12 protein-coding genes are annotated in these 15264 nt (G+C 40.7%); 3 read left to right on the top strand and 9 right to left on the bottom strand.

Annotated features, from left to right (window positions below; genetic code table 11):
* Positions 1 to 489 precede the first annotated feature (489 nt).
* Positions 490 to 1974 carry a glutamate synthase small subunit gene (gene gltD, locus FXW34_RS04555; RefSeq protein WP_147532786.1) on the bottom strand — a complete coding sequence of 495 codons (1485 nt, stop codon included), beginning with the start codon at positions 1972 to 1974 and terminating at the stop codon, positions 490 to 492.
* Between the two features lie 16 nt (positions 1975 to 1990).
* The gene (gltB, locus tag FXW34_RS04550) at positions 1991 to 6556 is read right to left on the bottom strand and encodes a glutamate synthase large subunit (protein WP_147532785.1); all 4566 of its coding nucleotides are present in this window, start codon (positions 6554 to 6556) and stop codon (positions 1991 to 1993) included.
* A 121-nt stretch (positions 6557 to 6677) separates the two neighbouring features.
* Here gltB and gltC point away from each other — a divergent pair, with 121 nt between their 5' ends.
* Both gltC and FXW34_RS04540 read left to right on the top strand, forming a co-directional pair.
* A complete protein-coding gene (gltC, locus tag FXW34_RS04545; protein WP_147532784.1) occupies positions 6678 to 7580 on the top strand; it encodes a glutamate biosynthesis transcriptional regulator GltC in 903 nt (300 codons plus the stop codon).
* A 184-nt stretch (positions 7581 to 7764) separates the two neighbouring features.
* Complete coding sequence (locus FXW34_RS04540) at positions 7765 to 8745, top strand: NAD(P)H-dependent flavin oxidoreductase (RefSeq protein ID WP_187118828.1); 981 nt, start codon at positions 7765 to 7767, stop codon at positions 8743 to 8745.
* Positions 8746 to 8786: 41 nt separating this feature from the next.
* Here the strand turns inward: FXW34_RS04540 and FXW34_RS04535 are convergent, their stop codons facing one another.
* Positions 8787 to 9548: an NRDE family protein gene (locus FXW34_RS04535; protein ID WP_342780674.1), complete on the bottom strand. Its 762-nt coding sequence runs from the start codon at positions 9546 to 9548 to the stop codon at positions 8787 to 8789.
* Between the two features lie 155 nt (positions 9549 to 9703).
* Between FXW34_RS04535 and FXW34_RS04530 the strand changes: the two genes are divergently transcribed.
* Positions 9704 to 9964: a hypothetical protein gene (locus tag FXW34_RS04530; protein ID WP_147532782.1), complete on the top strand. Its 261-nt coding sequence runs from the start codon at positions 9704 to 9706 to the stop codon at positions 9962 to 9964.
* 205 nt (positions 9965 to 10169) lie between these two features.
* On the opposite strand, the gene FXW34_RS04525 is transcribed toward FXW34_RS04530, so the two are convergent.
* The 6 genes from FXW34_RS04525 to FXW34_RS04500 all read right to left on the bottom strand — a co-directional run bounded on the left by FXW34_RS04525 (position 10170) and on the right by FXW34_RS04500 (position 15226).
* Complete coding sequence (locus FXW34_RS04525) at positions 10170 to 10622, bottom strand: flavin reductase family protein (protein WP_147533035.1); 453 nt, start codon at positions 10620 to 10622, stop codon at positions 10170 to 10172.
* Between the two features lie 99 nt (positions 10623 to 10721).
* Positions 10722 to 11735: an ABC transporter substrate-binding protein gene (locus FXW34_RS04520; protein WP_147532781.1), complete on the bottom strand. Its 1014-nt coding sequence runs from the start codon at positions 11733 to 11735 to the stop codon at positions 10722 to 10724.
* Between the two features lies 1 nt (position 11736).
* A complete protein-coding gene (locus tag FXW34_RS04515; RefSeq protein ID WP_147532780.1) occupies positions 11737 to 12483 on the bottom strand; it encodes an ABC transporter permease in 747 nt (248 codons plus the stop codon).
* Complete coding sequence (locus FXW34_RS04510) at positions 12480 to 13262, bottom strand: ABC transporter ATP-binding protein (RefSeq protein ID WP_147532779.1); 783 nt, start codon at positions 13260 to 13262, stop codon at positions 12480 to 12482. The genes FXW34_RS04515 and FXW34_RS04510 overlap by 4 nt, the downstream gene beginning before the upstream one ends.
* A complete protein-coding gene (gene tenA, locus FXW34_RS04505) occupies positions 13252 to 13929 on the bottom strand; it encodes a thiaminase II (RefSeq protein ID WP_147533034.1) in 678 nt (225 codons plus the stop codon). The genes FXW34_RS04510 and tenA overlap by 11 nt, the downstream gene beginning before the upstream one ends.
* Positions 13919 to 15226 (bottom strand): acetylornithine deacetylase, encoded by a 1308-nt coding sequence (locus FXW34_RS04500; RefSeq protein ID WP_147532778.1) that lies wholly within the window; start codon positions 15224 to 15226, stop codon positions 13919 to 13921. The genes tenA and FXW34_RS04500 overlap by 11 nt, the downstream gene beginning before the upstream one ends.
* Positions 15227 to 15264: the final 38 nt, after the last annotated feature.

Raw genomic sequence — 15264 nt, 5'->3', positions numbered from 1 at the left:
CTTGTCCCGATAATTAAATATATTCTAAAGAAACGAAGCTGGGTAATGAGTATATCAGCAAAACAAAAAAACGAACTATTATGCGAAATTCTACTTAGAATTTCCTAATAGTTCGAGTTTTTTTCTTTTTACAATACCACTACCCTGAAATGACTGGGAATTACATTGATCTGCCAAATTTTTTCATGTGGATCTGTTAACCAAATGTTGATAACCTTGATATAAGGGGAAGAATTCCGCTTATTTTGGGAAATATGGGTTTTTTCCTAAGAATAAAAGGAGTTTTTCCGCTTATTTCATAAAAATCACTGGATTTTATCTTTTTGAGAGTAGTTAAGCGGAAATTCTCCTCTTATTTCACCTCAATTAGCCTCCCTTACATTCAATAAGCGGAAATTTTCCGTTTATTCATTTTCATACCTACATGAAAATCATTCAGTTTTAATAGCGGACAATTTAGTTCTATCCCAGCTTCGTTCAGAAATGGTTTTAAGGTAAATTAGAACTTCCCATTAAATAACGATCAACTTCGCGCGCTACTTCTCGGCCTTCATTTATCGCCCAAACAATTAAACTTTGACCACGACGAACATCACCAGCAGCAAAAACACCTTCAACATTTGTCGTAAACTTACCGTATTCTGCTTTAACTTTATTGTTAACAGTTTCTAATTCAAACTGAGAAAGCAATTGCTGTTCTGGTCCTTCAAAGCCGATTGCAATTAACACGAGCTGTGCAGGCCAAACCTTTTCAGTTCCAGGAAGCTCAGTGAATACTGCTTTACCGTTTTCGTCAAAGGATTTTTCCATCTGAATCGTATGCAATTCTTTTACGTGACCAAATTCATCTGCGACAATTTTCTTTGTTTGGATACAATATTGGCGAGGATCCCCGCCGAATGCCGCTTCCGCCTCTTTATGGGCATAGTCGATAGTAAATACTTGCGGTTGTTCAGGCCACATGTTATCTGCATTACGAGAACCTGGAAGCTGAGGATGCTTACCAAATTGGACAACACTATTACAGCCTTGGCGAAGCGCAGTGGCCATACAGTCAGCACCAGTATCCCCACCACCAATGACTATGACGTCCTTGCCTTCTGCACTGATAAATGGTTCATCTTCCAATTTTGTACCTAATAAGCTCTTCGTTGCTTGAGTTAGGTAATCCATCGCAAAATGGATACCATCAGCTGAACGACCTTCCAAAACTAGGTCACGTTGCTTTTGGGCACCAATCGCCAAAATCACTGCATCGTATTGTGCTTGAAGTTCTGCGGCTGTGATATCTTTGCCCACTTCAACATTTGGTGCAAACGAAATTTCTTCCTGTGCTAATAAATCAACACGGCGCTCAACGACACCTTTATCGAGCTTCATATTTGGAATACCGTACATGAGTAAACCGCCAAAGCGATCATCCTTTTCATACACGGTGACACTATGACCTGCTTGATTTAATTGATCTGCAGCAGCGAGTCCCGCTGGACCAGATCCAATTACGGCTACTTTTTTACCTGTACGTACCGCTGGTATTCTCGGTGTAATCCAGCCTTCCGAGAAACCTTTATCAATGATAGCACGTTCAATATTTTTAATTGCGACAGCAGGTTCATCTGTTAAATTAACGGTACATGAGCCTTCGCATGGCGCAGGACAAACTCTTCCAGTAAACTCAGGGAAATTATTGGTTTTGCTCAAACGTTCTAATGCTTCCTGCCATCTTCCTCGATAAACTAGGTCATTCCACTCAGGAATTAAATTGTGCAGCGGGCACCCTGAGGTGAATCCGTTTAGCTCCATACCCATGTGACAGAAAGGAGTCCCGCAATCCATGCAGCGGGCACCCTGTCTTTTCAATGTGTCATCGGAGAAAGGCGCAGAGTATTCTTTCCAATCATTTAGACGTGTTCTCGGATTGCGTTCCTTTGCTTCTTCACGCACATATTCCATAAATCCGGTTGCTTTTCCCATCTTCCTCTCCCCTTCCTTAGTTTCCTACTGTTTCTAGTAATTCTTTTTTTGCTGAAGGGGCTTTTTGTTCAATTACATTTGCTTCAAATGCTTTCATTACTGCCTCTTCGTTCGATAATCCACTTGCCTTTTGTTCCTCAATTTGCGCCATCATGCGCTTGTAATCTTTCGGAATGACTTTAAGGAACTTCCCTTCAAAATCACCCCACTGATTCAACACTAGATTTGCCAGTGGGCTACCTGTATATTGATGGTGCTTGAGAACTAATTGTCTGACTTCATTAATTTCGTTTTTATCTATTAAAGTTTCAAATTCAATCATCTCATCGTTACAAAGCTTCTTCGTTTCTTCATGATTTTCGGATAATAAGTAAGCAATACCACCCGACATACCTGCTGCAAAGTTTTTACCAACTGGACCAAGCACAACAGCACGGCCACCCGTCATATATTCACAACCATGGTCCCCCACACCTTCAACAACCGCATCAGCACCACTGTTTCGAACACAAAAACGTTCTCCAGCAAGACCATTAATGTATGCTTCTCCACTTGTTGCACCGTACAAAGCAATATTTCCGGCAATGACATTATTTGCTGAGTCAAGGGCTAGTTCAGGTTTTGAAGTAACGATAATTTTACCACCAGATAAACCTTTACCAATATAATCGTTCGCATCTCCAGTTAAATACATCGTCATGCCGTTCGGAATGAATGCGCCAAAGCTTTGGCCCGCTGAACCGGTAAAGCGTAGCGTAATACTATCTTCAGGGAGTCCCGCTTCCCCATATTTCTTCGAGATTTCACTTCCAACAATTGTTCCTACAACTCGATCAATATTGGTAATGTTAAAAGCTGCATCAATCTTAGTTTTGTTTACAACCGCTGTTTGAACAACCGGCAAAATCTCACGCATATCCAAGGATTTCTCAATTTTATGATCTTGCGGAGAGCTAAAGGTACGAGGACCTTCTGGTTTCTGCAACAATGCTGATAAATCAAGGTGTTTTGCCTTCCAATGATTTTGAGCACGATCACTTACCGTTAACATATCAGTTCGACCAACCATGTCTTCAACCGTTCTAAAACCAAGCTCTGCCATCATTTCTCTTACCTCTTGAGCAACAAACGTAAAGTAATTTACGATATAATCTGGGTCGCCAACGAATTTTCTTCGCAATTCCGGATTTTGAGTGGCAACCCCAACTGGGCAAGTATCTAAATGACAAGCGCGCATCATTACACATCCAAGTACAACAAGTGGTGCTGTTGCAAAGCCAAATTCTTCAGCACCTAAAAGCGCCGCCAGTACTACATCACGACCCGTCATAAGCTTACCATCGGTTTCTAAGACAACACGATTACGCAAGCCATTAAGCATCAGAGTTTGATGAGCTTCAGCTAACCCAAGCTCCCAAGGCATACCAGTATGTTTAATACTTGTTTTCGGTGATGCCCCGGTTCCACCATCATAACCACTAATAACTATGACATCTGCTGCACCCTTTGCAACTCCAGCTGCAATTGTTCCTACACCAGCTTTTGAAACAAGCTTCACGCTAACTCGTGCGTTGCGATTAGCATTTTTCATATCATGAATTAACTGCGCTAAATCTTCAATAGAATAAATATCGTGATGTGGTGGCGGTGAAATTAATCCTACTCCTGGAGTTGAACCGCGAACCTCTGCAACCCAAGGATAAACTTTATTTCCTGGAAGCTGTCCGCCTTCTCCAGGCTTTGCACCTTGTGCCATTTTAATTTGTAGTTCATCAGCATTTACAAGATAATGACTTTTGACTCCAAAGCGACCAGAAGCAATTTGCTTGATAGCACTGCGACGGGAATCCCCATTAGCATCAGGAATATAGCGAGCTGGATTTTCGCCACCTTCACCGCTATTGCTTTTTGCTCCAATCCGGTTCATTGCAATGGCCAAAGCCTCATGAGCTTCTTGGCTGATTGAGCCGAATGACATGGCTCCTGTTTTAAATCGACGTAAAATCGATTCTACCGATTCAACCTCTTCAACTGGCACAGGCTGACGATTTTCATTAAATGAAAACATATTACGCAAAAAGCCCATTCGTTCTTCATTTGCAGCATTAGAGAATTTTTTATAGGTTTGATAATCATTCTTTCGAGTCGATAATTGTAAAGTATGAATAGTGCTTGGATTAAAAGCATGGAATTCCCCATTTTTTCTCCATTGGAATTCACTGCCGGAATCAAGCGTGTCATCAACAGAAGCACCATAAGCGTCTTGATGTCGTAGCAGCGCTTCCTTTGCGACAACATCCATTTCAATCCCACCAATTTGCGATGCAGTTCCATTAAAATAATGATTAATCAAGTTGGCACCTAAACCAACAGCTTCAAAAATTTGGGCCCCACGATAGCTTTGAACAGTGGAAATCCCCATTTTAGACATAACCTTTACAACACCTTCAGTTATTGCCTTCATATATTTATCCACTGCGTCTTGATAGTTAAGTTCTAGAACTCCATCTGCAATCGCTTTTTTATAAACCTCAAAAACAAGATAAGGATTAATGGCATCTACACCGTAGCCAATCAATGCTGCAAAATGATGAACTTCCCTAGCCTCACCAGATTCTACAAGGATGCTAGTTTGTGTACGGCTTCCGCGATGAACAAGGTGCTGATGAATCGCACTTGCAGCTAACAATACTGGAATTGCCACCTTTTGTTCGTCCAGATTTCGGTCTGAAAGAATAAGGAGGTTCACGCCATCCACAATTGCCTGCTCTGCTTCTTCGCAAATTTCAACCAAGCGTTGTTCTAAGCTTTCCGTAAATAAGGTTTCGATGGTCCTACTAACGAAATAATCCGTTACACCCTCTTTAATCTGTGTGAGTTGATTATTTGAAAGTACAAATGTATCAAGCTCAATGCGGCGAGCATTTTCTTCATTTGGATGGAGGAGATTCCCTTCAGCCCCCAATAACGTCATCGTCGATGTTACAATATGCTCACGAATCGCATCAATCGGCGGATTAGTAACCTGCGCAAATGATTGTTTAAAATAATTAAATAATGATTGTGGACGTTCCGATAAAACCGCAAGTGGTGTATCTGTTCCCATTGAACCAAGCGGATCTTTACCTTCAGTTACAACTGGTATTAAATACTTATTAATATCCTCATGCGTATAGCCGAATGCTTTTTTACGAACTCTTAAGTCTGGAAGTGGCTCAAGATTGGTTTCCTTCAACTCACCGTTTAATTTTACTAGGTTGTTATCAAGCCACTCTTGATAGGTTTCGGTATTGGCCATTTCAGCTTTTATTTCCTCATCGGAAATGATTCGACCTTGCTCTAAGTCGATTAACAGCATCTTACCTGGGCTTAAACGATCTTTATAAAGGATATTACTTTCTTCTACATCAATAACGCCAACCTCAGATGATAGAATAATATAATCATCCTTCGTCACATAATAACGTGCAGGACGAAGACCGTTCCGATCCAAAATAGCCCCGATTTGTTTTCCATTTGTAAATGAAATGGCCGTCGGTCCATCCCAAGGCTCCATAAGTGAGCTGTGATATTGGTAAAAAGCTCTTTTTTCATCTGAAATATGTGGGTTTTCAGTCCAAGGCTCTGGAATCAACATCATTGCTGTGTGAGCTGGAGAACGACCAGCGAGCACGAAGAATTCGAATGCATTATCCAACATGGACGAATCACTACCGGTTGTATCTAATACAGGAAGCACCTTATGCAAGTCCTTGCCAAACGCTTCAGATACAAATTGTTGTTCACGGGCTTTCATCCAGTTGATATTTCCTCTTAATGTATTAATCTCACCATTATGAATTAAATAGCGGTTTGGATGAGCTCTTTCCCAGCTCGGAAATGTATTCGTGCTGAACCGGGAATGTACTAGTGAAAAGGCTGATACAAATAACTCATCCTTTAAGTCTAAATAAAACTCATCAACCTGATCTGGCGTTAACAAGCCTTTATAAACGATCGTTTGTGATGAAAGGCTGGCGAAATATAAGCGAGAGTCCTTTTCTTGTGCAAAAAATTCAACTTGCTTACGAATTACATATAATTTTCGTTCAAATGCTAATCTCTCGGTAAGCTCTGGATTAGCTCCAATAAACACTTGACGAATAACTGGTTGACTCTGTTTTCCGACAGTTCCAAGTTTTTCGACATTTACAGGCACATCTCTCCAACCAAGTATGGTCTGCCCCTCAAAAACAACTAGATTATTTATATAATCTTCTATCTCATTTCGAGATTGTAAATCATTCGTAAAAAATATCATTCCGACTCCGTAGCTGCCCTTTTTAGGTAATTTAAGCTCCGGACATTCTCTCCTAAAAAATTCATCTGGGATTTGAACCATTATTCCCGCGCCATCTCCAGTAAGCGGATCACTACCTTGACCACCGCGGTGATCCAACTTACAGAGCATTTGCAATCCCTTTTTGACAATATCGTGCGAAGCTTTCCCTTTCACATTTGCATATAGACCGATTCCACATGCATCGTGTTCAAACTCCGGTCGGTAGAGGCCAGTTGCAGATGGAAGTTGATTAAATGACATTTTTTCTCCCCCGTTTCACTTTTTGTTTCCTAAAACAATACTATCTGTTAAAATCGATATTAACAATATATAATTTCGATAAAATCATTCTCAAAACGATATATATAAAGGAGTGGAAGTAATGGAAGTTCGACAATTACGCTATTTTTGTGAAGTCGCAAATCGGGAACACGTGTCAGAAGCTGCCCAATTTCTACATATTGCACAGTCCGCTATTAGTAGGCAAATTACAAATTTAGAAACAGAGCTTGGGGTCCAATTATTCGAAAAGGAAGGTCGAAATGTAAAGTTGACACCGGCTGGGAGGCTTTTTTTAGAACATGCTGAAACTGCATTAAAATCAATTGATTATGCGAAAAAACAGATAGATGAATATTTAGACCCTGAACGGGGAACAATCAAAATTGGATTTCCAACCAGTTTAGCCAGTCACTTTTTGCCTACGGTTATTTCTGCTTTTAAAGAAAACTTTGAAAATGTCAGCTTCCAATTAAGACAGGGCTCTTACCGTTTCTTAATAGATTCGGTAAAAAATAGAGACATTGATATCGCTTTTTTGGGTCCGGTACCATTGGAGGATACAGATATAGAGGGACATATACTTTTTTCGGAAAGTATTTCTGCTCTTCTACCAATCAACCACCGGCTCGCCAAGCGCCAAAAACTACGCTTAAATGAATTATGTCATGATGATTTTGTGTTATTTCCAGAGGGAATGATTCTGCACCGTATTGTCATCGATTCCTGTAAACAGGCTGGATTCGTTCCTCACGCCTCTACAATTGGGGAGGATCTGGATGCCATAAAAGGCCTTGTTTCAGCTGGAATGGGAGTGGCTCTTCTTCCGGAAAGCACCATATTTGATGCTACACCTCCTTTAACTGTAAAAATACCGATTTCAACACCTAAAGTAAGACGATCCGTCGGTTTAATTGTTCCAAAGAAGCGAGAGCTTGCACCTTCAGAGAAAGTTTTTTTTGATTTTGTAAAAAAATTTTATAATCAACTCGAGCAATATAGTTAACGAGAAAAGAAATCGTTTTCATAACTGCCTCAATTTCCTCACAAAATTTTTTTCGATAAAACGAATTCAGTGTCGTTTTATGGTATAATAAAAATGTTACCAAGTTTTAGTACCTGGTAATAGTTGGAGCTTGCTTTTGAGTTGAAATCAGCAATGTTCGAAGGAAGTTTACCAATTATTTTTTTTGAAAAGGGGTATTATGTTGAACTTTCCACAACTAAAAATAGGACATATGACGCCAAAGGTTCCAATTATGCAGGGTGGTATGGGCATTGGCATTTCATTAAGTGGATTATCTGCTGCGGTATCCAACGCAGGCGGAATCGGGATTATTTCCGGTACAGGCATCTCCATTGAAGAAATGCGCTACCATATTAGACGTGCTCGTGAACTGACAAATGGGCAAGGATATATAGGTGTGAATGTATTGTTCGCAATGAACGATTTTGCAGATAAAATGAAAGCAGCAATCGAAGAAAAAGTAGATTTTATTATTTCTGGAGCAGGTATTTCCAGGGATATGTATGCTTGGGGTCGTGAAGCAGGAATTCCGGTTCTCTCAATCGTTGCATCTGGTAAACTTGCAAGAATTTCAGAAAAACTTGGTGCTGCTGCAGTCGTGGTTGAAGGCTTTGAAGCAGGAGGTCACTTAGGAACCGACCGTCCAATGTTTGATATTCTTCCAGAAGTAGTTGAAGCAGTTAAGATTCCTGTAATCGCAGCTGGCGGTATTCTAACTGGAGCAGATATTAAAAAAGCACTCGATATGGGCGCTTCTGGTGTCCAAATGGGTACCCGCTTCGTTGCCTCAGTTGAGTGTGATGCACCAGACGTCTTCAAGCAACGCTATGTTGATGCGTGTGAAGATGATATCGTTCTTGTTAAAACAACTGTTGGCTATCAAGGCCGCGCATTAATCAATCAGTTTACAGATTCAATTAGTGATAATAAAAAGGTTCGTATTAAAAAATGTATCGATTGTTTAAAGAGCTGCTCACATCGCTTCTGTACACTTGACTCACTTCTTACTTCTGTAGGTGGAGATGTTGAGCACGGATTAGTATTTGCCGGTGCACGTGTGACAGAAATTCACGATATTCTTCCAGTCCAAGAGATTATTAATAATCTTACAGCTGAATACGATGCCGCAACGCAATCAGCTTAATTTATGCAAAAATCCAATTCCTAATGAGGAATTGGATTTTTTTATCTGATTGGCAACTCATACTCTCGCGTTTGAGTTCCATCATTTGAATAAACTCTTTCTTTAAAAAATATTTCTGATTCGGTCATTTTTAGGACTGTTGAGCTCCTTGTCCCGTAATTCTCTGACTGGATAAACATCGACGAGAGAACCCTCTCCCACTCCAAAGAAACCCCTGTTTTCGGCAGTTCTTGCTCACAAGCTTGTTCTGCATTTTGCAACAGCGCAAAAAGTTCCTCGTCAAAATCGTTCGACCCTAACTTGATTATTTTCTGCAAACCTGCCTTACCAAGCCTTACTTTCGGCCATTCCGTATCCAACAAATGATTACTTAAGCCGTATACTCCTGGAGCTAATCTTTTTACGATATCCTCAATATTAGAGTAGTAAAACAACTCATTTGTATCCCCCACAAGCAAATTAAAACTAGGATACATTTCTTTATATTCCGCTACTTCTCTTAAATAGTTCTCCGCAGAACTCTGTTCTATAAGGAATTTCCCAACAAGTTCCCCACGTGAACGTTTCCCTTCTGTCTTTTCTCTGGGATTACGATAATTGGTTAATGCTGAAAAATGACCAGATTTCGTAATCCCCATCCATGTTCCCATTTGCTTTAAATCCCGACCAGCCAGTATCTCGGGATGATCCTCCCAATAATGGACGGGTGCAGTCGGTCTTTCGTAAAACTCATCACGATTTGCTGCAACAATCAGTTTATATTTCGGATGTACTTTATAGGCAAATAATATTAAACACAACACTACCACAACTCTCTTTAGGAATTTTTCCGAGGTTTGTCTTCGGCCATGACTACATACTTCACTTCATTTAGAGACATGATAAGGCTATATTAGCAAAAAACACCTTAAATCGCACTCGTTTAAGCTTAACACTATCAGAGCTGGAGGTTGCCTGAATGGCTAAAGAAAAGAATTATTCGGATTTTAAGAATGTTGAAAAACAGCAAGAATTTCTAACCGCTGAAGAATTTCCAGAGGGGCCATATGGGTCACCGACTGGAGTTAGTGAACCCGTCGAAAATAAATCGACGCCTTGGGAAAAAGGGCAGCAATATTATAGCGCATTTACTTATGAGAATCGGAATTTACACGAGGATCTTCCTCGTCAGTATCCCGGCGCCCATCCTCCTCACGATGAAAAGAATAGTGAGGAGTAATAGTGGATTAATGTAGCTTGATTAGTACAAGTTTCCTTTTTTCGATTTAGCATTAAAAATAGGGCACTTATTACCTCTCTTAGTGCCCTGTTTTCAATATGCGTAGAAAAACAGGGCACTTAGCAAACTCCTAAGTACCCTCTTTTAATGTTATTCTAGATTTTAGGGCACATAAGTGGGTAAACCCCTTTGCCCTCAAACACCTCTAACGATATTGCCCGTTGACGTAAAGAAGTGGCTCCCCTTCTTCTTGAACAAATAGATCAATCACCTTACCAATAAATAGTGTGTGATCGCCCTCGACGTGCTCGTTAACAACCTCGCAAACCACCTGTGCTAGCGCCCCATCAATGACTGGTAAATCAGCTAACCTGCTAAACTCGACATCTCGTTTATCCTTGATTTGGCCGGCAAAAATCATCGAAAGCTCCTGCTGATCAGCAGCCAAAATATTCACTGCGAACTTTTGGCTCTGCTTTATTTTCGAGAGCATCTGCGCTCTTCCACCAATGGACACGACTACTAACATCGGTGATAATGATACGGACATAAATGCATTTGCTGTCATTCCATGAATAACACCCTCAGCCTCAGTTGTAATCACCGTTACGCCTGTTGCGAATTTTCCCATTGCCTTTCTGAACGTACGCTCATCCATCATGCAGTCAGCCTCCATTATCTATTTTTCAAACCAACATGTCGGAGTATGATTATCGATAATATCAGCTACATAAACATTGGAGCCTTATATTCATTATTATTCTACCAGGTTCACAAACATGCCATCGATCTGGGCTGTTTTATTAAGCAAACCTTTATCCTTAAACCAATTCGCAGTTTCCTGCCAAGACTCTTCGGTTTGACTTCCAAAGCCCGCTTCTGATTCCATTTTTGGTAACAGTATTTCTAAGCTTTCCTTTTCAATTTTTTCATCTAAAGGATAGTTCGTTTCGTCTTGATATTTCAAGAGAATCGCCAATGCCTCATCCGGGTTTTTCTTCATAAACTCATAGCCTTTTGAAGCTGCGCGCCAAAACGCTTTAATCTCAGCTTGTTCTTTTTCCCAAGTTTTATCACCAGTAACCGCAACTAATTCGTAATAACTTGGCACCCCGTATTGTGTTGGATCAAAATAATCAACTTTACTTCCTTTCGCATTTAAGATAGGAACTTCGTGATTTACATAAGCCCCAATCACAGCGTCTGTCTTTTTCGTAGCAAGAGTCGATACAAGCTCAAAACCAACATCCACCAATTTCACTTTATCGGGATTTCCACCATCGTGCTTAATCATTTCTGCAAGATATACTTCATTTAATGGCGTGCCTGGATACCCGACCGTTTTCCCTTCTAAATCCTTTGGAGAATGAATCGAGCTATCCTTTAAGAAAACCGCTGAATTTAATGGCGAACGGACGATTGCTCCGATTGATTTTACTGGAATATCTTCATTAGTACGAGCCATAATGACATCTGGCTGATAATAAAGACCAATTGTAATTTTCCCGGCAGCTGCCAAATTCAATGGATCTGTTGGATTCGCCGGAAACTGAATGTTTACTTTTACGCCTTCCTCTTTAAAATATCCCTTTTCCTCTGCAACGTATAAGAAGCTATGAACCGCATTTGGATACCAATCTAACATGATATCAATTTGAGATAGGTCCTCTGATTTTTCATCCTTCGACACACCTTCTTGCTGCTTCGCTCCACAAGCTGTCATAACGAAAGCAAGCATGACGCTAATACACGCTAAAATCCACTTTTTCATTCTATTTCCTCCATCTAAATGTTCTTTTTTCCATCAAAATAACCAATAAAAACAAAACAATTCCAAGTAATGACAGGAGAATAATCGGTGCGAATACTCCTGCGCCATCAAACTGCGTCATCATCCTTCTACTAAAATAACCAAGACCTGCTTGAGCACCGAGCCATTCACCAATCGCTGCGCCAATGACGCTTAACGGAAACGCCACCTTCAAGCCAGAATAAAAGAATGGCAGTGCTGAAGGAATATCGAGCTTTAGGAAAATGTCCTTTTTCTTCGCCCCCATTGTCAGCATCAATTCCCGCAATTCCTTATTGCTCGACCGCAATCCGTCAAACGTATTCACCACAATCGGGAAAAAGGTAATCAAAACCGTCACGACCACCTTGCTCCAAATCGAATAACCAAACCACAGCACGAAGATTGGTGCTAGGGCAATTGTCGGAATCGTTTGTGAGACGATCATTAGTGGGTAAAAAGCCCGCTGGACTGTTTTACTTGCGTGCATCGATATCGCCAACCCAACACCTAAAACAATTGATATCAAAAGTCCTATCAATACGATCATTAACGTTGCGGGTAAATGCTCGAGCAGGAGTGTCGTTCGGAGCTCCCAAAGCTTACTGGCAATTTCTGTTGGTGCCGGCAAAATAAATGGCATGGCGATGATACGCGCGCCGATTTCCCAACCCATTCCGAGCACAAGCACCAACAATACAGGAGCCATAAAGTGGTTCTGCGACTTCATAGCGCCACCTTCAATCGAAGCTGTTCAATAAGATTTTGCTTCAAATCAATCATTTCTGGACTATGTAAATCATGAAGCGAGCGTTGGCGATTTATCGGCACCACGATTTCTCGTAAACTTGCAACTGGAGTTTCCGTAAAAATCAGGATTCGATCTGATAGGAATAACGCTTCATCAACATCATGCGTAATAAAAAGCACTGTTTTTTTCCTTTTCTCCCACTGTGCTAGGAGCCATTCCTGCATGCTTAATCTAGTAATAGCATCTAGCGCACTAAACGGTTCATCCAAGAGTAGGACATTACTCCCTGTGAGATTTGTTCGTAAAAATGAAACCCTTTGCTTCATTCCACCTGATAAATCACTAGGATATTTATCCTGGACACCATTTAAACCAAATTCTTCAAACAGTGGCAGCACCAAGGATTCAGCATACTCCTTTTTCATTCCCTTTAATTCAAGCGGGAGTTTCGCATTTTCAAGTATTGTTCGCCATGGCATAAGTAAGTCTTGCTGTGGCATATAACCGACTTGACCAAGACGCGATTGGTACGTCTGACCATTGATTAGTACGTTACCCTGTTCGGGTTCTTCAAGTCCGGTGATAATTCGAAATAATGTACTTTTCCCACATCCACTCGGTCCGATAATACTGACAAATTCATTGTTGTTGATTTGAAGATTAAAATCCTTCAATATCGGGCTTTGGTCCATGTTAGATTGTTGTTGTTTATATCGGAATGTCACATTCGCAAACTCAACTGCGAGATTACTGTTCATCTGTTGGCCACATCGCTTCATTCCATGCCATATCCCAAAACATATACTCATAACGAGTTGTGTTAAGAAAAATCTCTTCTAAACGCGCCAGTTCCTGCTCAGGTTTTCCAACAGTAAGTTCATCGAGTAAGTCAATGCACCATAGTGCAAGTGTGCCGAATTCATCTGATGCGTAATTTTTTATCCATTCACCATACAACTCGTGTTCACTAGCACCTGGATTTCCACTTAATTCCTTGCCAATTTCCCAGTAACTCCACATGCACGGTAATAATGCTGCGACTAGCTCTGACAGTGTTCCATTATTGGCCACATGAAGCATATAGTGAGAGTAAGCTAATGTGATGGGTGAAGGCTTTGCTGTCTCCAATTCAGATTCACTGATGCCGAATTTTTCAGCATAGCTACGATGGAGCGCCATTTCTTCATGTAAAGTAGAATCTAGTAATCTAGCAAATTTAGCCATTGTTGCCACATCTGTAGCTTTTACCGCACCTAACGCAAATAATTTTGCATAATCAATTAAATATACATAGTCTTGAATCATATAAAACCGGAATTTCTGTGGGTCTAAGCTACCGTCCCCCATTCCTTTGACAAACGGATGTGCATGATTTTTCCGCCAAATATGTTGTAATTTTTCGTATAATCGTTCACTAAATTTCATCATTCTTCTCCTCTTTTTCTGTATGGCACCATTGATAAATGAATTTCACCATTACCTTTGTGAAGTCTAGTAATTGTTCAATCGAAACCTGCTCATTCATACGATGCGCATTGTCTAAATCCCCAGGACCATATATCGCAGCAGGAATACCCGCAACACCAAACCAACCTCCATCAGTGACCGATGGCGATACATCCAGCTTGGCAGGAGCTTTTGTGACTGCTTGATGTGAATGGGCCAACAATTGCACACCTGCGTGACTTGGATCTAATTCTAATGAAGGAAAAATTTCACCACGATCTTCAATCATTGAAGTTCCACCCCACTTAAATGTAGGCGGATTTTCTCTCAACCACAGGTCAGCATTTGCAACCTGTATAATATGCTCTTCGATTTCTTTTGTAATTTGCTCATGATGTTCATTTGGATAGTAATGAACAGTAATCCATAAACGACATTCATCGGCAATAAATGCTGCGTGTCTTCCACCTTCAATCACCGCAGGATTAATCGTATTTGTACCTGGCGGGAAGCCTGGATAGCTTTTTGTAATCGACCAGTGTCGCTCCAATTCCTGTAATCCTGTAATAATTTTCATCATTTTTTCGATTGCACTTGCAGCAACTAAGCCTCCACCGGCATGAATCATATTTCTCCGCGTCGCATCGTGATAGGTTTGCTTACTTTTTACCGTAATCCATCCAGTGATGACTCCACCCTGACCTTGAATCTGAAGATCACTCGTATCGACAACGACAGCAAAATCAGCATTATATCCACGTTCACAGCACTGCAAAGTCCCCGCTTCTCCTACTTCTTCACCTATTACCGATTGAAATAATAGATTACCCGGCAAGTCCACACCTGCATCACGCAATATTTTAATCGCAAATAACGCACCGGCAAGACCACCCTTCATGTCTGCCGCTCCCCTACCAATTATGGCTCCATTTTTTACAATTGGAGTAAACGGATCAACTTCCCACTCTTCATCTTCACTAACTTCCGCAACATCGACATGACCGTTAATAATTAAGCTCTGATATTTATCTGGGACACTTCCAGTTAAGGTCCCAACCACGTTTGGGTCATTGTGATACACATCCCACATATCAATGGAAAATCCTAGTTTTTCTAAATAATTGGCAATAAACTGCTGCGCCTGGGCCGTATTTCGTGCCGGAGGAGCAGGTGTTTTATAAGAAATAAGCGCTTTGACTAACTCTATCAATTCATTTTGTCGTACATCGACCTGACCAATTAACTTTTCTAAATCAGGGTTAATGGTTGTATTCATTGACGTTTTTCCTCCTTATTGTTACAACATTTCATAAA

It is taken from the genome of Bacillus marasmi (assembly GCF_902168435.1).
Taxonomy (GTDB): domain Bacteria; phylum Bacillota; class Bacilli; order Bacillales; family Cytobacillaceae; genus Bacillus_BU; species Bacillus_BU marasmi.
Note: the sequence above shows the minus strand (reverse complement) of the source record. Positions and strands in the feature narration are given on the sequence as shown.